Source organism: Gottfriedia solisilvae, assembly GCF_002128405.1.
GTDB lineage: Bacteria > Bacillota > Bacilli > Bacillales > Bacillaceae_G > Gottfriedia > Gottfriedia solisilvae.
Genome location: NZ_NETJ01000004.1, coordinates 435,288 through 458,516 on the forward strand (window position 1 = coordinate 435,288; position 23,229 = coordinate 458,516).

Here is a 23,229-nt window from a genome sequence, read left to right on the forward strand (position 1 = left end):
TCATCAAAAAACAGCTTAGTTATTTTCTAAGCTGTTTTTTTCTTTACCTTTTTTCTGTATGATTGCAATCACTAGCAAAGCAATTGGAATAATAATTTGAAGTGGGACATGTAAATAGTATGGAACAACATCTAATCCTTCTTTATAATGTTCTAAGTAATTAGGAGCCATCCAAACCGAACTGACAACGATGATAACTGCAATTGGGTAGGTTAATACATCTCTTTTCTTCACCCTGAATAAATCAGATGCACCGATCACTGCACAAAAAAAGAAGACCGCAACTTTTATAAATCCACCTAAAACCATGACGATTACAATTAATGAATCAAGTCTTTGAATGAAATTAGCAATGTTTATATAACTAACGGCTGTTAAAATAGGATAAGTTGTCCTACCTAATACATCCACTCCTAAAATCATTATGTTAATAAGTGTCAAGGTTGTCAGTAAAAATCCTGCAAATATCATCGCAGCCATACCAACCTTTATTGCGAGCTCAGGTTTTCTTAAATGTGGCATCAGCATAGTTAACGTAATAATTTCACCAAAAGGAAATGTTACGGTTAATGGGAAAGCAGCTTGTAAAACTGGTTTCCATCCATCTTCTAAAACTGGTCTTAAATTATTGATGTGAAATAACTTTCCAACAAGCTCAAATCCTACTACTACTAAGATAATTAACATGATTATATAAAACGAAAATTCATTCACTCTTCCAAATGTTTCAAATCCTTTATATACAGCATACATAACTAAAAAACTCATTAATATGCCAATTGATATCAGTGATGTTGCGTTGTAAAGTGAAATGACTAATAACTCCTCAAAATCACGTAGAACTCGACCAGCAATATAAATAAAGTAAATAGTATAAATTAAAGCAAGGAGTATTCCTGCATATTTTCCTAAAATTTTTTGGATATAGTGAGTAAACGGTAAGTCGGGGTACATTTCATATAACTTAATATAAATATAAAACAACAGACAGCCCATGAAAAATGCAATAATTAAGCTGATCCAAGCGTCTTGCTTTGCATCTGTTGCCAAACCAATTAAAGATGAACTTCCAATTTCAAATAAAACGATCATACAAAAAAATTGAAAGCCACTTATAGATAATTTACGGTTCATCTTATTACCTTCTTTTTAATATGGGTATGTTCGCTTTCTCATACCTACATTGTTGATTTGTACGTCTACAGTTACTTTGAATTTTGCTTTCTGAAATACTTTATTCCAATCTTTTTCATGTTTTTTGAAGGCCTTTGGGTCATTTATATGAAATTTTTCACCAAAGCCGAAAACATCGCCACCTAGTTTCTGTGCTTGAGTTAAGCCATCTAAGATCATTTGTCTAACGACTTTTTCACTATCCTTTTCATATTTATCAAGTGTTTTCGCCTTATCAAAGTCATCATTACATAGCACTTCATCAATATGACCAATCGACTTTACTTTTACATGAATATTCGGTATTCCTTTTTTCATTTTTACATCTGTTTTTGTTTTCACACGAGTCACTTCCATTGAATCATATCTTTGTTTTTTACATTGGATTTGAAGATTTGTTTCTTTAATTAAATTATCTACAAATTGGACTGATCTTGCTGGTGGGCCATCAAGCCACCCTACTAATTTTCCTTTTCTAAATACACCCATTCCATTTATGACAGCATATGTTGATTTTACTTTCTCAGTATTCGCTAATGATTCTGATTCTGGTGTCTCATACGCTAACGTTACACCGTTAATGGTTGGTTCACGTCCTGGACTTGAGATAGCTGAAATGACTTCCCTCATTTGAGTTTCATGATTTTCCCCTAACAGACTAGAGGTATTTTGAATTTTTCCTGTAATTGATTTAGCAGGAAGTTTATCAAGTGGTGGTATGTTATTTAACACTCGATAAACACTATCTTTTCTAGCAATAATGACCGGTATATTTACACGGATTTTCGAATCCCTCTCAAATACATCAAAAATCCAATTTAATGATTCTTCTCTGGCTAAAGTTTCGCCAATAGCTACAAGTGCTACATGAGAGTAAATATTTGGCCTTGAAACTCTTTTTGTCACTTTACGGGCTGCCTCTGAAATTGTTCTTCCCGTTTCGACTAGAGAAATAATCGGAATCCCTTGTGCGCCTGTTTGGGTAGCAATTGCATTTGGGTTAATGATTTGAACAATCATTTCATACTCTTTTGTTTTAGGAATATAATCTAAGCCCATTGCGACAACGATTGATAATCCATTTAATTCTCTATAATTTGAACATCCACTTAACAGTAGCATCACAATAAGAACAAACATACATAATTTCTTCTTCATGGTTTATTCCCCATTACTTTGTTCTTTAATTGTTTTTGTATTACCTTGAGAAGGAACAACTAAAATTGTATCCTTCTGACTACTTAAACGAAACGGTGCGAACGGCGCAAAATAAGGCTCCCCAAAAGAACGTAAGCTACACATATGCATTAAAATAATTAATCCACCAATTAATATGCCAAACAAGCCTATATAAGCTGCAGCTATTAATAATATAAATCTTAGAATCCTTGCTGCAATTGACATGTTGTAGTACGGGATTGTAAAACTCGCAATGGCAGTGATTGATACAATGATAACCATCGATGCTGATACGAATCCGGCTTGAACTGCGGCTTGCCCTAAAATCAATGCCCCAACAATAGAGAGTGCCTGACCAACCGCTCTAGGCATTCGAATACCAGCTTCACGCAATACTTCAAAAACCATTTCCATCCCGATTGCTTCAACAATGGCAGGTAAAGGAACACCTTCCCGTTGTGCGGCTAAACTTACTAATAATACAGTTGGAATAACCGCTTGGTGAAAGGAAGTAATTGCAATAAATATTGCGGGTGCAAATAAGGCAACCCAGAAAGATATATATCGTAAAGTCCTTAAAAAAGTACCAATATATGAGCTTTGATAGTAGTCTTCTGGAGATTGAAAAAACTGTGTAAAAGTCGCCGGTAACACTAATACAAACGGTGTACCCGCAGTAAAAATCGCGACCCGCCCTTCAAGCAAATTCCCAACTACTGCATCAGGTCTTTCTGTATGTAGCATTGTTGGAAAAATGGTCTTTTGGTCGTTTTGAATATAATTTTCTATATAACTTGACTCAAGAATCTCATCAACATTTATTGCCTCTAGACGATGATTTACTTCTTTTAATAAATTCTCATCAACAACACCTTTTATATACATGATTTCAACATCTGTTCTTGTGATTTCACCTATTTTCATTGATTCAATACGAAGAGCTGGATGTTGGATCCGATTTCGAATGAGCGAAGTGTTAGTACGTAAGCTCTCTGTGAAGCTATCTTTTGGTCCTCTAATAACTGTTTGAGTAGAAGGTTCCGAAATACTTCTAGATTGAACCATTTTCGTACACGCAACTAAGAAGTTCGTATCATGATCTAAAAGAATGATTGTGTCACCAAGGAGTAGCGCTGATAAGAGATTCGTATAACTTGATTGAGATTTTAAAGTAGAAACAGAGATGATACTCTTTAAACCATTTTCTAAATCTGATAAAGACAAGTATGTTTCTTTTTCTGTATTAATTTTTACGATTTTTTCCACGATACCTTCATTGACCAATTGCTCATTCGAAATTCCATCAATATGAATAACTGCAAAAGAATACTGCATCCCTTCCCCAATTGATTCATGTCTTATCATCAAATCAGAACTGTCGCCAAAATCTTCCTTAATTCGTTTTATATTTTCTATAATATCCTTACTTAAGGAACGAGATATATTATTTTGAAATGGTATTTTCTTATTAGTTGCTGCACTGTTAGTTTCTTTATAATTAAACATTAGTTACCACCGTCCATAATTTTTATGGCTTTATATTTCTATACTTTTTCCAAATTCTTTCATTTCATGTATTGATTTCTAACCATAAGAATTTACAACATGTTCTAATTAGACTTTTTGGCATAAAAATAACCCTTGCTACATGTTGATGTAACAAGGGTTGTTTAATTTTTTTGACTGCATCCTATAGCTTCTGTGCAATTTGCAAATTGACATTAACTGGTTTTCGGCCGATTGAATAATATTGTATGTTCGTATTTTGAACTTCTTCTAAATTAAAACAATTTCGCCCATCAAATATAAGTGGCTGCTTCATTCTTGTTTCAAATTGGCTGAGTTCCGCTTGAACAATTTCATTCCATTCAGTTACGATTAGTGCGGCATCTTGATTCGAAATTGCTTCATATAAATCATTGGAATACTTCACTGAATCTCCAAACTCTCTGTTTACTTCTGGTAGAGCGATTGGATCATATACAGTGATAATAGCTCCGGCTTTTAAAAACTCTTTGATCAAAGCAATAGAGGGTGCATGGCGAATATCATTTGTATTTGGTTTAAAGCTAGCTCCTAAAATAGCTATTTGCTTATCTTTCAATGAGCCAAAATATAGTTTTGCTAATTCATATAATTTCAATTGCTGATAATCATTTATATCAATGACTGATTTAAGAAGTTTTAATTCTAATCCTTCCAATGCCGAGCTTTTTACCAATGCTGAAGTATCCTTAGGAAAACAAGATCCTCCAAATCCAATACCTGCATTTAAAAATTGAGATCCGATACGGCGGTCAAGACCCATTCCATGAGCAACTTGTTCAACATCAGCACCGACCGCTTCACAAATTGAAGAAATTTCATTTATAAAACTAATTTTTGTAGCTAAAAAAGCATTAGAAGCATATTTAATCATTTCAGCACTTCGAACACTTGTTACGAAAATTGGCAGATTGAATGACTTATATAATTCCGATACGTAAGATGCAGACTGAGGATGGTCTGCACCGATGACAATACGATCTCCGTGGAAAATATCGTGTAAGGCTGATCCCTCTCTTAAAAATTCAGGGTTTGATACAACATCTATTTTGAGTTGAGGATGTGCAAATTCTTTCAAAATTTGTTTTACAACCTCATTCGTCCCAACAGGTACAGTACTTTTAATGACCACGACTAGATCTTTTGAAGCATTAATTGCTATATCTTTTGCCACTTCTTTTAAATATGTTAGATTGGCAGTACCATCTGGTAATTCTGGGGTACCTACTGCAATAAAGATAACATCCGCTTTACGATAGGCTTGATTAATATTTGTTGTAAATTCAATCCGCTCTTGCATGATACTCTCCAATAAAGCTTCTTGTAGACCTGGTTCATAAATAGGACATATGCCTTTTTGAAGTAAATTGATTTTACTTTCATCAATATCAACGCATGTTACCTTAAAACCAATTGTCGCAAATGAAACACCTGTGGCAAGACCAACGTAACCTGTACCAGCAACAATAATTTGCTTCATGCCCCATCCCCATCCTATATCATTAATCAATTTGAACTGTTTTTTGATACCTGTTTATGACTTACTACTTCTTCAAGAAATTGAATCAAATCGTGTTTAAATTCTTCACTATCCATCGCAAAATTAATTACCCTAAGGGTTTGCTCTAGCTCAAATGCATAATCGTCCCCAATAAAGTATGTTTTACCACAGTTCAATCCTCGAGATGTGTTTGGTACTTAAATTTATGAACACGCTACCCCTAACATCACTAATTTACAGATCATTTAACCAATCTTTACAATTTCTGAATCAGAAAAACTTTACATATATCCTTCTTTATTAGGTATTTAACTACCTTCAAGTTCATCTATTCTTTACAAAACTCAAACATAGGAATTACAATTCAAATAAAAAAATCTCAAGCAAAATTGCTTGAGATTAATAACAACTAAAAAAGGATTTTATATTAGGGAGATTATGGTTCTGGATAATTTCTCAAAAAAAATCTCGGGCATAGGCCCGAGATTTTAGAATATATTATTTTAAATAACGACTAGGAATTTTATCAATGTTTTCAAGCATGATACCAGTACCTACCGCTACACATTGCATTGGATCTTCAGCAATAAAAACTGGAACTTTTAATTCTTCAGCTAGTAAAGTATCAATACCATGAAGAAGTGCTCCACCACCTGTTAAGATAACTCCACGATCAATAATATCAGCAGATAACTCTGGCGGTGTACGTTCTAAAACAGTTTTTGCAGCTTGTACAATTAAGTAAACTGGTTCACTTAAAGCACGTTGAATTTCATCAGAATACACAGTAATTGTACGAGGTAGACCAGTTACCATATCACGTCCACGAATATCGATTGATTCATTTCGTGCACCTGGGAAAACTGTTCCTACTTCAATTTTAATTTGTTCAGCAGTACGCTCACCAATTAGCAGTTTATACTCACGTTTAATATAGTTTAAAATCTCCATATCAAACTTGTCCCCTGCCATTTTAATTGAAGAGGCGGTGACGATATCTCCCATAGACAATACAGCAATATCGGTTGTCCCACCGCCAATATCAATTACCATGTTACCGCTCGGTTGGAATATATCCATTCCAGCTCCAATTGCCGCAACTTTTGGTTCTTCCTCTAAATAAACTTGTTTACCACCGCTTTTTTCAGCAGCTTCACGAATTGCTTTTTGTTCAACAGACGTAATGTTTGTTGGACAACAAATCAAAATACGCGGTTTTGACATAAACCCTTTTACATCTAATTTATTAATAAAATAACGTAGCATTGCTTCTGTAATATCAAAGTCAGCAATAACACCGTCTTTCAACGGACGAATTGCAACAATATTACCAGGTGTACGACCTACCATGCGGCTTGCTTCTTCACCTACTGCTAACACTTTTCCGCTATTACGTTCAATTGCAACTACAGAAGGCTCGTTTAAAACGATTCCTTTACCTTTTACATGTATTAAGACATTGGCTGTACCAAGATCTATCCCGATATCCTTAGAAAACATTCTTTTTGGCTCCTCCTTATTCACTATACTCATGAGCAGTTCCGAATACGTGTTATACCAAAATATAATTTTACCATAAAAGGCTGCTTTTAGTAATTAATTTATTGTGAACAGGAGGTTAAATATTTCTAATTTTGTTTTCAAGGCTCGCCAATCCCTATTTTATAACCTTTTCAACGTCTTCTTTTTGATACTTTTGCTTTGTTGCTTCTCCACCGCGTAAATGACGAATTGATTTGTGATAATCTAATATTTCTTTTACCTCATTTGCCAAATCTGGATTAATTTCCGGAAGGCGTTCTGTTAAATCTTTGTGTACTGTACTTTTTGACACACCAAATTCTTTTGCAATTACACGTACTGTTTTCTTCGTCTCCACGATATATTTCCCTATCTTGATTGTTCTCTCTTTGATGTAATCGTGCACACTACTCTCCTCCTCGAATTGGATGTGAGAAGCGTGAAATGAGACTCGTTTTGACTGACTAAGCTGCTCTTTTTCCTGCTCTGACTGACCTGCTGAGGTACATTTATTTTGACTAGGTAGAAAATCCACGATCCCTCACCTCAAACACCTCTTTGATGGGTTTATAACATTGTATTAGCAAAAGCTTATAACTATGCACAATTGTCAGAAAAAAACAAGCGCCCAACACATATGGGATCTGAATCCCCTGTGTTGGGCACTTTGTGAATTACTTATAAATCATTCTTTAATTTAGTTTGAGTCAGTATTCTCTTCTGTAGAACCAGAATTTTCTTCATCTGATTCTGTATCAGAAACGTTTCCAGATGTATTCATTGTATCTGAATCTTTTGCTTCACTTTTTGTATTTTCAGCATTAATAATTGCAGATACATCTTGACCTTGATATTTCTCAGGGTTAATTGCTACACCATCTTTACGTAATTCAAAATGAACATGAATGCCATTTTCTTTACCGATTAATGATGTTCCAGCAACACCTAGAGCTTGTCCTTGCGTTACTTTAGAACCTTCTTCAACACTGATTGATTTTAAGCTTTGGTAGTAAGAAACTAAACCATTTCCATTATCTACTTCAACCACATAACCTAGTTCAGCATCTTTTTGTGCTTTTGTAACTGTACCACTTAATGCAGCTGTTACACCAAATTCTTTACCACTCTTATCAACTAAATCCATTCCTGTGTTGATTGCATAAGTTGAACCATCCACTAGAATTAAAGATTGTTGTTGTTGATCCTTTGAAGCTGAATCATCATAAAAATGACTCTTCACTTGAACTGTCGTATCCTTTGCAACAGGATATGATAGTTTTTCTTCTGTTTTTGTTACCGGTACTGCATCTGGCTCATTTGTGTCAATTGCTGTTCCAGTTTGTTTTGTTGGAGTAGGGGCATTACTATATTGATACCATAACGCACCTGTTAAAATAACTGCTGCACTCACTAAATAAATTGCTGGTACTACCCAACGCTTTCTTAACATTTTCACAACTTTTTGAGAAGTTTTTTTGTTTTGTTCCTCTCTCATCCTTATCACCTCTGCAATCATTGTCAACAGATTCCAGAAATTATATACGCAATTTAGAAAATTTTAATTCGACAAAATTCTTATTTTTCAAAATACTACCATCTAATCCACAATATATCCGTTAAATATTAACAATTGTTGCCTAGTTATACACAGATTCATACTAGTTATACACAACTTTTGTGGATAACTATGTTTATGTAAATATGAAAATGGAAGAATATTTTTCTTGCATTTTATTTTTATTCAAAATATAATCACACTACAAGCTTGTTAGACATTTTAATAATGGCTAGATCGATAAAATTAACTTTTAAATTCTGTTTATAATAAATTTCTGCAATGATGAAGAAGAGTAGACTATATGAATGTTTCAGAGAGCTGACGGTTGGTGCGAGTCAGTACGGACATATTTTTGAATGGGCTTCTGAGCAGCCAAACCGAACCACAAACTGTGCAGTAGGCTTTGGCGGACGTCTCACCGATAAAAGAGACAGGTATTCAAACTTATGTTTCGATACTGCTTTTTGTTTGTCACAAGTAGTTCAGATCCATTTGTTTTGATACTGCAAAGTGAGTCTAATACGGTATTAGACTAATTAAGGTGGCACCACGGGAGTCCTCGTCCTTTTTATAAGGCGAGGACTCTTTTTTGTGTCCAAAAAAAGGAGAGATCACACATGTTATTCAATAAAAAGAGCTTTATTACTTTCACAATATTACTTTCGCTGACATTAACAGCATGTAGCAACAAAGGAACTCAAGTTCAAAATACATCTAAAGATCAGACGCTACGATTAATGGATACTTCCGATATCGTAAGTCTTGATAGCTCACTTGCTTTAGATGGCCCTTCATTAAATGCATTAAATAGTGTCATGGAAGGTCTATATATGCCTAATGATAAAGGTGAGTATGTACCTGCAGCCGCTAAATCTCATAAAGTAAGTGAGGATGGCAAGGTTTATACATTTACTTTAAGAGATGCCAAATATTCAAATGGCGAAAAAGTAACCGCTCAAGATTTTGTTTTTGCAATGAAAAGAGCAATTGATCCAAAAACAAAAGCACAATTTGCTTACGACTTATATGATATTGAAAATGCCCAAGAAATTAATCAAGGAAAGCTTCCTGTGGAAAAACTCGGCGTGACTGCCTTAGATGATCAAACACTTGAAATAAAATTAGAGCGTGCTATTCCATATTTTATCCAATTAACAAGTTTACCTATGTATTTCCCTTTAAACGAGAAGTTCGTTAAAGAACAAGGCAATAAATACGGGTTAGAGGCGAATACAACTTTATATAATGGACCTTATGTTGTTAATAGTTGGGATCATGGTTCTGGATTTTCAATGAAAAAAAATGATCAATACTATGATAAAAAGAATGTAAAAGTAAATGAGATTGAAGTTAAGGTCATGAAAGAAACAACAACTGCAGTGAATTTATATGAAACTGGCGAACTTGATCAAGCAATTATTGATTCAAGTGTAATTGATCGTTTTAAAGACAATAGTGAATTACAAAAATTAGCAATGCCAATTATTTCTTATATAAGCTTTAATCAACAAAATCCATTATTAGCTAATAGTAAAGTACGAACAGCAATTTCAAATGCATTCAATAAAGAAGATATTAGTAATGTGTTATTAAACGATGGCTCAATCCCAACTGATCGAATTGTACCGAAAGGACTTGTAAAGGATTCAAAAGGAAATGATTTTGTCAGTTCAACGGAACATTCGTCATCAATTGAACTATCAAAAGCGAAATCACTTTTTAAAGATGCACTTTCAGAAAGTGGAAAATCTAATGTTTCACTTTCATTATTAGTTAATGATAGTAATACGTCTCGTAAAATAGGTGAGTACATTAAGTCTCAACTAGAAACGAATTTACAAGGGCTAACGGTTGATATTATTGTACAGCCCGCTCAACAGAAGTTTGAATTACGCCAACAAGGCGATTATGATTTATCTTTAGATACATGGGGAGCAGATTATCCTGATCCAACAACTTATTTAGAACTATTTACGTCTAAATCGGCTTTAAACGTACTAAATTACAGTAATAAACAATATGACGACTTATTACTCAAGGCGAACACAGTTAGCATTCAGAATGAAACAGAACGCCTTGAATTGCTTCATAAAGCTGAAGACATCTTATTAAATGATGCAGTTATCGAACCAATCTATCAAGCCGGCTATGTATACCTTCAAAAGGAATCAGTCACAGGAATTAAAGTACGACCGTTTGTTGGTTATTTCTATTACAAATATGCAAATAAGCAGTAATGAAGTTATATCATCAATTACTTGCCTAACAAAAAAACAGACCTATGGTGGTCTGTTTTTTTGTTTTGGCTCTGTTATTGGGAGTAATCAAACTTTTAAAACAAAGGCTCTGTTAAAAAAAGATGCTGATTTCCATTCCAGGTACTTCGCTTTCCATGGGGCGAGACTTGAGCCTCGGTTCCACACGATGTGGATCATGCATGTGTTACGACAGGACGTCGTGGTTTTAACATGCCTACCTTACTTGGCCTCCGGGGTCTCAAGTTTCCCGCATCTCCCATAGGAGTCTTCGCACCTTCCATTCCAATTGCTCTCGAACCAGTTATTCACTTTTCATGCACTTAATGTATTTAGCTAAAATCAACAATTAACCGCGCCTAAATACAAACAGGAGTCTGATTACGATCTAAATAAAATACATTCCATACCGCAATTATCTACTCTGTTATTTCTTTGCAGCTTCACTTAGTTCTTCAAAGTCTTTTTTATTTAACGATGTAATAGATATATCTTTATAATAGTACTTTACAATTTCATCATATAGCTTTCCTTGTTTTGCCATTTCATTTGCACCGTATTGACTCATTCCAACCCCATGACCATATCCCTTTGTTGTGATGATGATTTGGTTATCTTTTCTTTCCCATGAAAAGTCAGTTGATCGCAGCTCTAATTTTTCTCGAATTTCTTTTCCTGTTAGTATGGTCTTACCAAATGCTACTTGTTCTACTCTATTACTTTTTGTTCTAGAGATGACTTTTCCGACACTAGATTTAGAGGTAAGACTTATTCCTAGCTTTGATTCGAACTCTTTTACAGAAAACGCCTTTTTGGCTATATAATTTGGGGCCACAGAATCCCATGGACTAGCAACACTTTTTAAGTATGGTAGACTATTTTTCCAGTATTCTTCGGAATTCTCTGTATAACCATTACTTGAGGAGAAGAATGATGCTGTGATAGGTTGTCCATCGTATGTTAATATTTGACCTTCTGTAGCTTTTACAGCATCCTCAAGCTTCTTTATTTTCGAATCATAATCCGCTCCATATTTCTTTTTTAAATCGTCGCGATCCTGGAATACTTGGAATTGGACTGTATCATTTACAATCCCACCTTCATCTAATTCAGTACCCTCTTCTAAGCGTTTAACGATAAATGTCCTTGCACTTAAGCTCTGCGCCTTTAATGCTTCAGGCTCAAATATAGCAGGCATTTCTGATGCTACAACACCTAAAACATATTCTTCAATTGGAAGCTTTTCAACCTTTTTCGTTTTAGTTCGATAAACCGATATCTCTACTAGTTCATTTTTATTTTTACTAGCTGCCTCCACTTGATTCGCATTGTACTGTAATTGATCTGTTAATTTACCATCCGTCTGGCTATGAAACGGAAGAACTAGCAATGTTGGTAAAATAATTACAACTGAGCATGTTGTTAATCCTGCAGTAATTAATGTTTTAAATGATTTCATCCTTTTCCTCCTATCCATTTCCAAAAAGCATTCCCTGGCAATTTACATCTAATTGCCGTTCTAGAGCTAATTTATGAAGATGGACAAGCATTTAGAACAATTTTCGCAAGATGTTAGTATGTAAATATTATTCTTTTTCATTATTTTTAGAATATTTTATAGGATTTTTGCCTATAACTGTATAGTAGAAAGTTGATTAAAGTTTACATGCAAATAACTACATTCTTTTTCGCCATTATTCCATTCGCATGTAATAAAAAATGCCCGACTCCATGTGGGGAAACACATAGTGCCAGGCATTTCATCATTGTTTTTTAGTTTTACGCTTGTAAGTCTTTCAGTGTTTCTTCTTCAATTGCTGTGCTTGGTTCGTTTACACGTTCAATGTCCGCTCCAAGTGCAGCAAGCTTTTCATGGAAGTTTACATATCCACGATCTAAGTGTTTTAATTCTGTTACACGAGTATAGCCGTCAACTACAAGTCCAGCAAGGATTAATGATGCAGCAGCACGTAAATCAGTTGCAGCTACTTCTGCTCCTTGAAGATTGTTTGGTCCATGGATAATTGTAGAACGACCTTCAATTTTTATGTTTGCATTCATGCGTCTGAATTCTTCAACGTGCATGAAACGATTTTCAAATACTGTTTCAGTGATCATGCCTGTTCCATTAGCTCTTAATAGAAGTGCCATCATTTGAGATTGCATATCTGTTGGGAAGCCTGGGTGAGGCATTGTTTTAATGTCTACAGGTTTTAAATTATCCGTTCCAATCACTCGAAGACCTTCTTCTTCCTCGATAATTGTAACACCCATTTCACGCATTTTCGCTACAACTGAGCTTAAATGTTCTGGAACTGCATTTTCAATTAAAACATTACCATTCGTAATAGCAGCTGCAACCATAAATGTTCCCGCTTCTACACGGTCTGGAATAATATGATGAGTTGTACCAAATAATGTTGGTACTCCTTCAATACGAATTGTACCTGTACCTGCGCCACGAACTTTTCCACCCATTGAGTTGATAAAGTTAGCAAGATCAACGATTTCTGGTTCTTTTGCAGCATTTTCAATTACTGTTGTACCTTCAGCTAAAGAAGCTGCAGACATAATATTTTCAGTTGCACCAACACTTGGGAAATCTAAATAGATTTTAGCTCCTTTTAAACGGCCATTAGATTTTGCTTCAACAAAACCATTTCCAACCGTAATTTGAGCACCCATTGCCTCAAATCCTTTTAGATGTTGTTCAATTGGTCTAGAACCGATTGCACAACCACCAGGTAATGCCACACGAGCATGACCGTTCCTCGCTAATAGTGGTCCCATTACAAGAATAGATGCTCGCATTTTACGAACATATTCAAATGGTGCTTCAACATGTAAATCTTTTGAAGCATCAACTGTTACTGTATTGTTTGTGAACGCAACTTCTGTATTTAAATTACGAAGAACTTCGTTAATCGTGTAAACATCAGATAGAGTTGGTACGTCATGTATTATATTTTTTCCTTCACTAGCTAGTAGCGCTGCAGCAAGAACTGGTAAGACAGCATTTTTTGCACCTTCTACACGTACAGTGCCTTGAAGCTGTTTCCCGCCACGGACAATGATTTTATCCAAGCTTTTCCCCTCCGTGTCCTAAAATAGATCTATCAATATTCTACTGTTATAATCGGTGTTCCAATAATAATTGTTTTTGATTCATCAACATTGTTTTCACGAATTGCAATTTGTAAATTAATTTTTTTGCCATTTGCAACCAGAGCGTCATTCCACTGTTCAGTATATGCTGAGACAGAGACGAATGCCCCTTCTTTTATTTCTTCAATTTTTGTTGCTTTGAATGTCTCCAAAAAATCATTTTTTATACCCTGCAAAACACCTTCAAGTTTACCACCCATTGTCCCTTTAATACAAGTAAAAAAAGTAGGTTCTTCATTAAAAATATTTTCCAGTGATTGATCAATTAGATTTTTGGTTTCTTTTTCAGTTCGTTGGTCCCATTTAGTCCCTGTTAATTCATAAATAACATAACTACTATTGTCATTAGTAGATGTAACGACAAGTCTTTCTGTGACAAAAGTATGATTGGATACACCAATTATTTTATTTTTTTCTTTATCTATAGACCATTTAAAATTTTTAAAATTATTTTTATACTTTTTCATTACTTCTGTTGCCGAAGTATTTATTTTAGCTTCTCTTGCATATAAATTCCAATTTGTAATAGAAATGTCTTTTTTATTTAATACATCTGCAAAACGATTTAATTGACCTACTCCCGTCTCTGCCATACCGATTTTATTTATATTAAAGAACATTACTGATGCAACACTAATCGTGATTAATAATAAATAGAATATTTTTTTCATAAAAAAATCCCCCTCTCCTACTTTTCATTTTTCACAGGTAGAGAGGGGTTTATACGATGTATCGTAACACAACTTCTGACAAATTATTTCAACAAAAATGTGAGGTCTTTTGCATACTGTAAATAATTTAAGAAAAAACTACTGACTGATGAAGAAATCGTAATTGTTAACAGGACCATAAACAGTCGAATTTGGGGAACATGACCTTTTTTCATAATACTTTCCCACTTTATCGCTGTTATTGCCCACCAAGTTAAAATAATGAATATTAAATTGACAATAATAGCTAATAAAGCCTCTGTGCCAAGTAATGTTTTCATCATTTTCCCTCCTTTTTCGATAAACTAAAAAGAAAAAGTGTAGGAGTTACCCTACACTTTCAATCTTATTACATTCATTTTAAGCTTGAAAGAAATCTTTTACAATTTCTAACTGATGGAATACATCATAAGCTAAAGATGGTTTGATTCCAAGTGCAACAGTCATGATTACACAAATGATTACAACAAGGATATGCGTTTTTGGAAGAACAACTGGACGTTCTTCGCCACTTCTGAAGAATACATTTTGTAAAATGCCAAAGTAGTAAAAGTAAGAGATTACTGTCGTTAATAGTAAAATTCCACCAAGTACATAAAATCCTTTAACTGGAACAAAAGCCCCCATAAAGATATTTAATTTTCCGATGAAACCTGAAGTTAACGGAATCCCCGCTAATGACAAAACAAAAATTGTCATTGCAATGGCTAAATAAGGATTTGATTTAACAAGTCCAGCAAATGCTGAAAGCGAGTCAGAACCTCTTTGCTGTTGTACATTATAAACAATTGTTAAAATACCAATTGTCATGAAAGTATAAGCTAATAAGTAGAACCAAATACTTTCAAACATAAATGGTGAAATACTTAAAAATGCAACAAGTATATAACCGCCATGCGCGATACCTGAGTATGCTAACATACGTTTTAAATTGTTTTGTTTTAAAGCAATTGTATTCCCTATGATCATCGAAAGTGCTGCTAATACACCTACAACTGGCTGCATTACTTCAAATACTGATTTTTGCTGTTCCATCAGTAAAGCACCAGTGAAAATTGATAGGAATATACGTAAAACAATAATAAAACCGCCAGTTTTTGAAACTGTTGCTAAAAATGCTGTTACAGGTGTTGGCGCTCCTTCATAAACATCTGGTGCCCACATATGGAACGGTACAGATGCTAATTTGAATGACAAACCAACAAATACTAAAACGAATGCAATGATTAGTAAAAACTCATTACTACTAGCAACCCCTTGAGAAAGCGCTAGATTCATCTCTGTGATGTTTGTTGTACCAGTTAAGCCATAAGTATAGCTTAAGCCGAATAATGTAATAGCAGTTGAAATACCACCGTTGATTACATATTTAAGTGCAGCCTCTGAAGATCCTTCTCGTCTTTTTTGAATTCCTACTAAAATATAAGAAGAAATTGAAAGAAGCTCTAATCCAACAAATAACGTGATTAAATCACTGCTTGAAGCCATATACATAGTTCCAATTAATGCAGTAATAAATAATGTGTAGTATTCTGACTGCTCAGAGATTGTATGATCTCCTAAAGCTAGTAACAGTACTAAAATTGCGCCAATTAACAAAATTGTTTTAAAAACAAGTGAAAATGAATCAAGTTTGAATGTGCCAAATAATAAATTGACTGGTTCATGATTATATAGTGTGATAAGCCATACAAATGCTGCTACAACACTAATTAATCCTACCCAACCGATTACTTTACGACTTACGTTTTTAGGCAATACCAGTTCAAGAACTAATAGAAGAAGTGCGGCAGCTATTAGAATGATCTCTGGACCCATTGATTCCCATTGAAATTCAGATAATGCTTTCCATGTCATCTTCTATACACCTCGAATCCCTTGAATGATAAAGTCCACTGATGATAAAATCATGTCATTTACAAGAGCAGGATATACACCAAGCCCTATAATCGCAATGACTAAAATTACCGACGCGATTGTTTCACGTTTTGATAAATCAGTAAATGATGAAACGAATTCACTATTTTTTCCAAAGCTTAGTGCAAGAATTGCTCTTAAAATATAAGCCGCTGTTAAAATGATCCCTAAAGTACCTACAGCTGCAATAATTTTATGACTTTGGAATAAACCTACAAACGATAGCCATTCTCCAACAAAGCCTGATAAACCAGGTAATCCTAGTGAAGCCATACCACCGAATAATAATAATCCTGCCAATCTTGGCGTCGATTTAGCCAATCCGCTAATTTTATCAAAACTAGTTGTATCTCCACGATTTTCTAACATACCAACAAGTAAGAATAGAAGTGCAGCTATTAAACCGTGAGAAACAGATTGAAAAATTGCCCCTTGGATTCCAGCACTATTCATTGCTGCTAATCCGATGATGACAATCCCCATATGTGAAAAACTTGAATAAGCTAATACTGAACGTAAATCTTTTTGAGTTAATGCAATATAAGCTCCATAAAGTAAATTAACGACACCTATAATTGCAAGAGCTACTGACATTTTATCAAATTGGTCTGGGAAAATTCCTAATGCAAAACGAATTAAACCATATGTTCCGATTTTTAATAGGATACCCGCGTGAATAATAACAACAGCAGGATTTGCCTGTGTATGCACATTCACCATCCAACGATGGAACGGGAATAATGGTAATTTGATTGCAAAAGCAATTAATAAACAAACCAGCAGACCCATTTTTAGGTTATCTGATATTGGGCTAATTGTATCGTAACCAACCGGTATGATATTAGCTAAATCAGCATAATTTGTAGTGCCTGTTCGAGCGAATAATACAGCGATAACGAATAATAAGAATGCTGATCCTAATCCGTTGTAGATTAAAAATTGGTAACCAGCTCGCTCGCTGTCAAAACGTCCCCATCTTCCGATTAAGAAGAACATCGGTACAAGCGTTAATTCAAAAAATAAGAAGAATAATACTAAGTTTTGAGAAGCAAATACGCCATACATACCCACTTGTAGGATAAATAGCAATTGATAAAAGCTTCTTGAACCTTTATTAATTGAATACCCTGCAATGACAGAGATTAGTGAGATGACACCTGTAAGTAAGATCATTACTAATGATAATCCATCTACACCAAGTTCAAATTTAACCTCAAATAATCTAGTTGACTCTGCAAAGAATTTTCCAAACGAAAACCATTCGTATGAAATATTCCAATCTTGTAAATTAGAATGATTTTGTCCAGCAATATATGTAATTGCTGTTAAAACAAATGTTAGAACCGCTGTTGCAAGCGCCCAAAGCTTGTAAGAAGTCTTTGGCGCAAACGTTACAAGTAGTAAACCTAATAGAGGTGAGAAAACAACCCATAATAAAAATTGAGAACTCATCATAAGTTGTACCCCCCTGTCACAACTAATGTTAATAAAATAAGAGCTAGACCTAACAATGTAATGAATCCATATGTTTGGACTTGGCCACTTTGAAGTCGAGAACCGATACTACCAACTGTACTCACAATTCCTTTTACGACAGTCGCAATTCCCTCAATAACAAATCGTTCGATCGCATACATCACATGACCAATTGCAAACATTCCTTTTACAATCGTTACGTTATATAGCTCATCAACATAGTATTTGTTAAGAAGAATTTCATAGAATAACCCGTTTTCTTCTTGATCTGATTTCTTCGCTTTGCTGCCGTACATTGAATAAGCAAGCGTAATACCTGCAAGTGATACTAACGTTGCAACAATCATAATCCAAATTGGTTCATGACTATGCTCTGTTATTGTAAATGGTACATCCTCAAGTAAAAACTCATTTAAATATCGGCCAAAGAATGGTGTATTAATGTACCCTGCAAATATTGCAAGTACACCTAATAATGACATTGGAATAACCATTGACATTGGCGACTCGTGGGCACCTTTTGTTTTTTCTTCCCCAGTGAAAACTAGGAAAAATAAACGGAACATATAAAATGATGTGAAAAATGCTGCTGTTAGTGCAATGATGAATAATACATAATGTCCATTCGACCAAGCTGCAGCTAAAATTTCATCTTTACTAAAGAAGCCTGATAGTAAAGGAACACCTGTAATCGCTAATGTACCGATTAAGAATAAAGTAGACGTCCATTTCATTTTCTGACGTAGTCCACCCATTTTGAAAATATCTTGTGTATGAACAGCATGTATTACACTACCTGCCGCTAAGAACAATAATGCTTTGAAGAAAGCATGAGTTGTTAAGTGGAAAATACTTGCTGTATAACCACCAACTCCAAGTGCTAGCATCATATACCCTAATTGACTTACAGTAGAATAAGCTAATACTCGTTTTATATCTCTTTGAACTAAACCAATACTTGCTGCAAATATTGCTGTAAATCCACCAACAACTGCCACAACAGTTAAAGCTGTTTCACTTGCAATAAATATTGGATAAGAAGTTGCAACTAAGTAAACCCCTGCAGCTACCATTGTTGCTGCGTGAATTAAAGCTGAAACTGGTGTTGGACCTTCCATTGCATCCGGTAGCCATGTGTGAAGTGGGAATTGACCAGATTTACCCATTGCCCCAATAAAAATTAAAATGGCAATTAGTGTCAACATTCCTGTACTTACTTGTCCATCTTGGATTACTTTAAAGATTTGATCAAAATCAAAGCTCTTTGTTTTCCAGAATAAAAGTACCATCCCAATGAATAAGCCAACGTCCCCTATTCTTGTCATAATGAACGCTTTTTTTGCCGCTGCCTTCGCTTCTTCTTTATAAAAGTAGAAACCTACTAGTAAGAATGATCCTAATCCTACTAATTCCCAGAAAATATAAAGTTGTAGAATACTAGGTGATATAACAAGTGCTAACATCGCAAATGTAAATAACCCAAGGTAGGCAAAGAATACAGTTATACGATCATCGTCTTCCATATATGCTGTGGAATAGATATGAACTAATGTACTGACAAACGTTACGATTACTAACATTAATGCATTCAGTGCATTGACTACATATCCCACATGTACTTCAATATTACCAATAGTTAACCAAGTATATAATTCTTGTACTGTTTCCCCTTGTAGACGGTCAAATAAGACGAACAAGGAGATGATGAATGAGATTCCTGTTAAAGCTGCCCCTAATATCCCACTACTTTTCTTACCTTTTGTACCTGCTAATATAAGGATTAGAAAGGAAATTAGCGGAAGTACCGGAACTAGCCAAGCATACTGCATCATCAAATTCCACCTCCTAGTTATCTTTTCAATGAATCAGCTTCATCGATATTGACAGTTTGACGATGACGATACCAGGCAATTAGTATTGCAACGCCAACAGCTGCTTCAGCAGCCGCTACTGAGATTGTAAATAATGAGAAAATTTGTCCAGTTAATGAAGGTGTAACACCTAATTTACTAAATGCAACTAAATTAATGTTTGCTGCATTTAACATTAACTCGATACAAATTAATACGATTACTGTATTACGTTTCGTTAATGCACCGTACAATCCGATACAAAATAAAATTAGAGCTAAAAGAAGATAAGCATTAATTGGAACTGAACTCATTCCTTCGTACCCTCCTCTTTTGAATCATCAGATTTTGCTAAAATAATCGCACCAACTAAAGCGATTAATAATAAAACAGACATTACTTCAAATGGCACAACATAATTCGAAAATAATTGCAAACCAATATTTTTCGTATTATTTGTCGCTAAATCTACGTCTTGACTATCTATTGAAAGTCCATTAATTCCTAAAAATATAACTACCCCAAATGCTACAACGCCAATTAATGAAGCAATATTACGCCAATTTCTTTTTGGCTTTTCACTTTCAACATCATGCTTTGTTAACATGATTCCAAAAATCATTAGAATGGTAATTGCACCTGAGTAGATTAATATTTGTACAACGGCTACAAACTCCGCTGATAGAAGAACGTAAATCCCTGCAATGCTAATGAACGTCAAAACAAGTGAAAGCATCATATGCATAACTTTCGTTGAATTTAACATCATTACGCCGCCTAAAATTGCTGCAAGAGAAAGAAGAAAAAAAGCAACTACAAAACCACTCATGCTTTATTCTCCTTTCGAATGTTTTGGTCATTTTCATCAAGCCATTGTAAATCTTTAAATAATTCATCACGTGAATATTCAGCTAGTTCAAAGTTGTTTGTCATAATGATTGCTTCAGTAGGACAAACCTCTGTACATAAATCACATAAGATACAAATTTCAAAATTGATATCGTATGTGTCGATAATTTTTCCTTTTTTCGTAGGATCTGGATGTTTTTTACCAGTTAATGTAATACAGTCTGTTGGACAAATTGCTGAACATTGGTTACAAACGATACATTTTTCTGGATAAAACTTTTGAATTCCACGAAAACGATCTGGTAACGGAATCGATTGATTTGGATAATCATATGTTACTTTCTCGCGCGTTAAGTTTTGAAGCGTATATTTTAATCCTTTTACTAACCCAATCATGACTCACACCCCTTTAGATTGGTCTTCTAGTTTAGTAGAATAAGCTTTTCACTAAAGCTGTAATAACGATATTTGCTAATGAAACTGGTAATAATACTTTCCAACCGAACTCCATTAATTGGTCAGCTCTTAAACGTGGGAACGTTACACGGAACCAAATCAATAAGTATAGTACCGCACTAAATTTTAATGAGAACCAAACTGCACCTGGAATAAAATCTAAGAACACAATTGGTTTCCATCCACCTAAAAATAGAACTGTTATTAATGAACACATTGCAAAGAAGTAAACATACTCAGATAACATAAAGAATGCCCATCGGAAACCTGAGAACTCCGTATGATAACCTGCAACTAACTCAGATTCTGCTTCTGGCAAGTCAAATGGTGTACGATTTAATTCTGCAACTGCAGCAATTAAGAACACTATAAATGCAATTGGTTGAGTAACGATAAACCATACATTATCTTGAGCATTGACGATATCATTTAAATTTAAGCTTCCTGTTAACAAAATAACACCTAGAACACTCATTACAAGTGGAATTTCATAAGAAATCATTTGTGCTGCTGCACGCATACCACCAATAAGTGAATATTTATTATTTGATGCCCAACCTGCTGTAACAACACCTACAGTTGTTAAACCAGAAACTGCAATATAATAAAGTAAGCCGACGCCAATATCTGCAAATTGTAAGTTCTCTGTAAATGGTAAAGTTGCTAAAACCATAAATGCAGGAGCAAATGCAATAATTGGTGCAAGTAAGAATAAAGGCTTATCTGCTGCTTTCGGAATTGTATCTTCTTTCAGTAAAAGTTTTAAAACATCCGCTACTGTTTGAAGTAACCCGTATTTTCCACCTACTTGGTTTGGACCAATACGTCCTTGCATAAAACCCATAACTTTACGTTCTGATAGAATTCCAAAGGTTACGAACCCTAAAACAACAAATAGAAAAATAACGCCTAAACCTAAATAAACGAGAAAATTGATCCAAGTCGGTGTACTCTGTAGTAGATTTTCAATCATTAACCGTCTACCTCCCCAAGTACAATATCAATACCACCTAAAATAGTAATTAAGTTTGCTATGTTTTCACCCTCTAATAGTTTCGGGAGGATTTGTAAGTTATAGAAAGATGGTCGTCTAAACTTCAAACGATATGGTTCTTTTTTGCCATCACTAGCGATGTAGCAACCAATTTCTCCACGAGGAGATTCAATTCTTACATAGCCTTCACCTTTAGGAGCTTTAATGATTTTAGGTACTTTCGCTAAAATATCTCCTTCTTCAGGGAACTGTGCAACGGCTTGTTCTAAAATTTTCAATGATTCTTCAATTTCTAGCATTCTACACATATAGCGGTCCCATGCATCGCCTACAGTTCCAACTGGTACATCAAAGTCGAAACGATCGTAAATCGAATATGGTGCATCTTTACGAAGGTCATATTTTATACCAGTACAACGGAGGTTTGCACCACTTAATGAATAGTTAATAGCTTCTTCTTGTGTATAAGTACCAACGCCTTTTACACGATTAATAAAGATTTCATTTCCAGAAACAAGATCATGATAACCCTTTAACTGCTCTCTCATATATGGAATAAACTCTTCTACCTTTTCAATCCATCCCTCTGGAGCATCCCATTTCACTCCACCAACTCGCATGTAGTTAAATGTTAATCTAGCTCCACAAAGCTCATTTAATAGATTGATGATCATTTCGCGTTCGCGGAATGCATATAGAAATGGACTAACTGCACCAATATCTAGCAGGTTTGTACCCCACCAAACTAAGTGACTCGCAATTCTTCCTAATTCCATTGAAATAACGCGTAGGTATTCTGCACGTTCTGGAACCTTAATATCCATCATTGTTTCTACTGCATGGCAAATGACATAGTTATTTGTCATAGCAGAAAGATAATCCATTCGGTCTGTATATGGAATGATTTGTGTATATTGAAGATTTTCTGCGATTTTTTCAGTGCCTCGGTGTAGATAACCGATGACTGGAGTTGCTTCTTTAATGATCTCTCCATCTATCTTTAACACAAGACGAAATACACCGTGTGTACTAGGATGCTGAGGACCAACATTTAATAGCATTTCTTCCGTACGTATCATG

20 protein-coding genes and 1 other annotated feature are annotated in these 23,229 nt (G+C 34.7%); of the genes, 1 reads left to right on the forward strand and 19 read right to left on the reverse strand.

The features are described 5' to 3' along the window. Positions 1 to 15: 15 nt before the first annotated feature. From CAB05_RS15350 to spoIIQ, 7 genes are all read right to left on the reverse strand, one after another. On the reverse strand, positions 16 to 1,134 hold the full coding sequence (locus CAB05_RS15350) for a GerAB/ArcD/ProY family transporter (protein ID WP_088001332.1): 1,119 nt from the start codon (positions 1,132 to 1,134) through the stop codon (positions 16 to 18). 15 nt (positions 1,135 to 1,149) lie between these two features. Then, positions 1,150 to 2,331: a Ger(x)C family spore germination protein gene (locus CAB05_RS15355; protein ID WP_088001334.1), complete on the reverse strand. Its 1,182-nt coding sequence runs from the start codon at positions 2,329 to 2,331 to the stop codon at positions 1,150 to 1,152. A 3-nt stretch (positions 2,332 to 2,334) separates the two neighbouring features. After that, positions 2,335 to 3,858, reverse strand: coding sequence for a spore germination protein (locus tag CAB05_RS15360; protein WP_088001336.1), 1,524 nt, complete (start codon positions 3,856 to 3,858; stop codon positions 2,335 to 2,337). Between the two features lie 184 nt (positions 3,859 to 4,042). After that, positions 4,043 to 5,377, reverse strand: a complete 1,335-nt coding sequence (locus tag CAB05_RS15365) for a UDP-glucose dehydrogenase family protein (protein ID WP_088001338.1) — start codon at positions 5,375 to 5,377, stop codon at positions 4,043 to 4,045. 519 nt (positions 5,378 to 5,896) lie between these two features. Next, positions 5,897 to 6,898, reverse strand: coding sequence for a rod shape-determining protein (locus CAB05_RS15370; protein ID WP_088001340.1), 1,002 nt, complete (start codon positions 6,896 to 6,898; stop codon positions 5,897 to 5,899). A gap of 157 nt (positions 6,899 to 7,055) precedes the next feature. After that, entirely contained in the window at positions 7,056 to 7,325 is a 270-nt protein-coding gene (spoIIID, locus tag CAB05_RS15375; RefSeq protein WP_088001342.1) for a sporulation transcriptional regulator SpoIIID, read from the reverse strand. Positions 7,326 to 7,616: 291 nt separating this feature from the next. Next, positions 7,617 to 8,414 (reverse strand): stage II sporulation protein SpoIIQ, encoded by a 798-nt coding sequence (gene spoIIQ, locus CAB05_RS15380; RefSeq protein WP_088001344.1) that lies wholly within the window; start codon positions 8,412 to 8,414, stop codon positions 7,617 to 7,619. A gap of 333 nt (positions 8,415 to 8,747) precedes the next feature. Next, positions 8,748 to 9,047, forward strand: a binding site (T-box leader). 47 nt (positions 9,048 to 9,094) lie between these two features. On the opposite strand from spoIIQ, the gene CAB05_RS15390 reads away from it, so the two are divergent. Beyond that, on the forward strand, positions 9,095 to 10,714 hold the full coding sequence (locus tag CAB05_RS15390; protein WP_088001346.1) for a peptide ABC transporter substrate-binding protein: 1,620 nt from the start codon (positions 9,095 to 9,097) through the stop codon (positions 10,712 to 10,714). A gap of 445 nt (positions 10,715 to 11,159) precedes the next feature. On the opposite strand, the gene spoIID is transcribed toward CAB05_RS15390, so the two are convergent. From spoIID to CAB05_RS15450, 12 genes are all read right to left on the reverse strand, one after another. Further along, positions 11,160 to 12,191: a stage II sporulation protein D gene (spoIID, locus tag CAB05_RS15395; protein ID WP_088001348.1), complete on the reverse strand. Its 1,032-nt coding sequence runs from the start codon at positions 12,189 to 12,191 to the stop codon at positions 11,160 to 11,162. 320 nt (positions 12,192 to 12,511) lie between these two features. Next, positions 12,512 to 13,816 (reverse strand): UDP-N-acetylglucosamine 1-carboxyvinyltransferase, encoded by a 1,305-nt coding sequence (gene murA, locus CAB05_RS15400; RefSeq protein WP_088001350.1) that lies wholly within the window; start codon positions 13,814 to 13,816, stop codon positions 12,512 to 12,514. 32 nt (positions 13,817 to 13,848) lie between these two features. Next, positions 13,849 to 14,568, reverse strand: a complete 720-nt coding sequence (locus tag CAB05_RS15405; protein WP_088001352.1) for a YwmB family TATA-box binding protein — start codon at positions 14,566 to 14,568, stop codon at positions 13,849 to 13,851. 83 nt (positions 14,569 to 14,651) lie between these two features. Continuing rightward, positions 14,652 to 14,888: a DUF1146 family protein gene (locus CAB05_RS15410; protein ID WP_088001354.1), complete on the reverse strand. Its 237-nt coding sequence runs from the start codon at positions 14,886 to 14,888 to the stop codon at positions 14,652 to 14,654. 79 nt (positions 14,889 to 14,967) lie between these two features. Continuing rightward, on the reverse strand, positions 14,968 to 16,464 hold the full coding sequence (gene nuoN, locus CAB05_RS15415; protein WP_088001356.1) for an NADH-quinone oxidoreductase subunit NuoN: 1,497 nt from the start codon (positions 16,462 to 16,464) through the stop codon (positions 14,968 to 14,970). Between the two features lie 3 nt (positions 16,465 to 16,467). Then, positions 16,468 to 17,976 (reverse strand): complex I subunit 4 family protein, encoded by a 1,509-nt coding sequence (locus CAB05_RS15420; RefSeq protein WP_088001732.1) that lies wholly within the window; start codon positions 17,974 to 17,976, stop codon positions 16,468 to 16,470. Continuing rightward, entirely contained in the window at positions 17,976 to 19,832 is a 1,857-nt protein-coding gene (nuoL, locus tag CAB05_RS15425) for an NADH-quinone oxidoreductase subunit L (RefSeq protein WP_088001358.1), read from the reverse strand. The genes CAB05_RS15420 and nuoL overlap by 1 nt, the downstream gene beginning before the upstream one ends. A 17-nt stretch (positions 19,833 to 19,849) precedes the next feature. After that, a complete protein-coding gene (gene nuoK / locus CAB05_RS15430) occupies positions 19,850 to 20,164 on the reverse strand; it encodes an NADH-quinone oxidoreductase subunit NuoK (RefSeq protein ID WP_088001360.1) in 315 nt (104 codons plus the stop codon). Next, positions 20,161 to 20,679, reverse strand: coding sequence for an NADH-quinone oxidoreductase subunit J (locus CAB05_RS15435; protein WP_088001362.1), 519 nt, complete (start codon positions 20,677 to 20,679; stop codon positions 20,161 to 20,163). The genes nuoK and CAB05_RS15435 overlap by 4 nt, the downstream gene beginning before the upstream one ends. Continuing rightward, a complete protein-coding gene (gene nuoI, locus CAB05_RS15440) occupies positions 20,676 to 21,095 on the reverse strand; it encodes an NADH-quinone oxidoreductase subunit NuoI (RefSeq protein WP_088001364.1) in 420 nt (139 codons plus the stop codon). The genes CAB05_RS15435 and nuoI overlap by 4 nt, the downstream gene beginning before the upstream one ends. Positions 21,096 to 21,126: 31 nt before the next feature. Next, entirely contained in the window at positions 21,127 to 22,128 is a 1,002-nt protein-coding gene (nuoH, locus tag CAB05_RS15445; protein ID WP_088001366.1) for an NADH-quinone oxidoreductase subunit NuoH, read from the reverse strand. Next, entirely contained in the window at positions 22,128 to 23,228 is a 1,101-nt protein-coding gene (locus CAB05_RS15450; RefSeq protein ID WP_088001368.1) for an NADH-quinone oxidoreductase subunit D, read from the reverse strand. The genes nuoH and CAB05_RS15450 overlap by 1 nt, the downstream gene beginning before the upstream one ends. Position 23,229 lies beyond the last annotated feature (1 nt).

Excerpts from the sequence above, each read along its gene's own strand:
- nuoK (WP_088001360.1), bottom strand. The coding sequence starts at position 20,164 with ATGAGTTCAGTTCCAATTAATGCTTATCTTCTTTTAGCTCTAATTTTA.
- CAB05_RS15435 (WP_088001362.1), bottom strand. The coding sequence starts at position 20,679 with ATGAGTGGTTTTGTAGTTGCTTTTTTTCTTCTTTCTCTTGCAGCAATT.
- CAB05_RS15450 (WP_088001368.1), bottom strand. The coding sequence starts at position 23,228 with ATGATACGTACGGAAGAAATGCTATTAAATGTTGGTCCTCAGCATCCT.
- CAB05_RS15405 (WP_088001352.1), bottom strand. The coding sequence starts at position 14,568 with ATGAAAAAAATATTCTATTTATTATTAATCACGATTAGTGTTGCATCA.
- nuoI (WP_088001364.1), bottom strand. The coding sequence starts at position 21,095 with ATGATTGGGTTAGTAAAAGGATTAAAATATACGCTTCAAAACTTAACG.
- spoIID (WP_088001348.1), bottom strand. The coding sequence starts at position 12,191 with ATGAAATCATTTAAAACATTAATTACTGCAGGATTAACAACATGCTCA.
- CAB05_RS15355 (WP_088001334.1), bottom strand. The coding sequence starts at position 2,331 with ATGAAGAAGAAATTATGTATGTTTGTTCTTATTGTGATGCTACTGTTA.
- CAB05_RS15370 (WP_088001340.1), bottom strand. The coding sequence starts at position 6,898 with ATGTTTTCTAAGGATATCGGGATAGATCTTGGTACAGCCAATGTCTTA.
- CAB05_RS15365 (WP_088001338.1), bottom strand. The coding sequence starts at position 5,377 with ATGAAGCAAATTATTGTTGCTGGTACAGGTTACGTTGGTCTTGCCACA.
- nuoN (WP_088001356.1), bottom strand. The coding sequence starts at position 16,464 with ATGACATGGAAAGCATTATCTGAATTTCAATGGGAATCAATGGGTCCA.
- spoIIQ (WP_088001344.1), bottom strand. The coding sequence starts at position 8,414 with ATGAGAGAGGAACAAAACAAAAAAACTTCTCAAAAAGTTGTGAAAATG.
- CAB05_RS15420 (WP_088001732.1), bottom strand. The coding sequence starts at position 17,976 with ATGAGTTCTCAATTTTTATTATGGGTTGTTTTCTCACCTCTATTAGGT.
- CAB05_RS15360 (WP_088001336.1), bottom strand. The coding sequence starts at position 3,858 with ATGTTTAATTATAAAGAAACTAACAGTGCAGCAACTAATAAGAAAATA.
- CAB05_RS15350 (WP_088001332.1), bottom strand. The coding sequence starts at position 1,134 with ATGAACCGTAAATTATCTATAAGTGGCTTTCAATTTTTTTGTATGATC.
- CAB05_RS15390 (WP_088001346.1), top strand. The coding sequence starts at position 9,095 with ATGTTATTCAATAAAAAGAGCTTTATTACTTTCACAATATTACTTTCG.
- nuoH (WP_088001366.1), bottom strand. The coding sequence starts at position 22,128 with ATGATTGAAAATCTACTACAGAGTACACCGACTTGGATCAATTTTCTC.
- CAB05_RS15410 (WP_088001354.1), bottom strand. The coding sequence starts at position 14,888 with ATGAAAACATTACTTGGCACAGAGGCTTTATTAGCTATTATTGTCAAT.
- nuoL (WP_088001358.1), bottom strand. The coding sequence starts at position 19,832 with ATGATGCAGTATGCTTGGCTAGTTCCGGTACTTCCGCTAATTTCCTTT.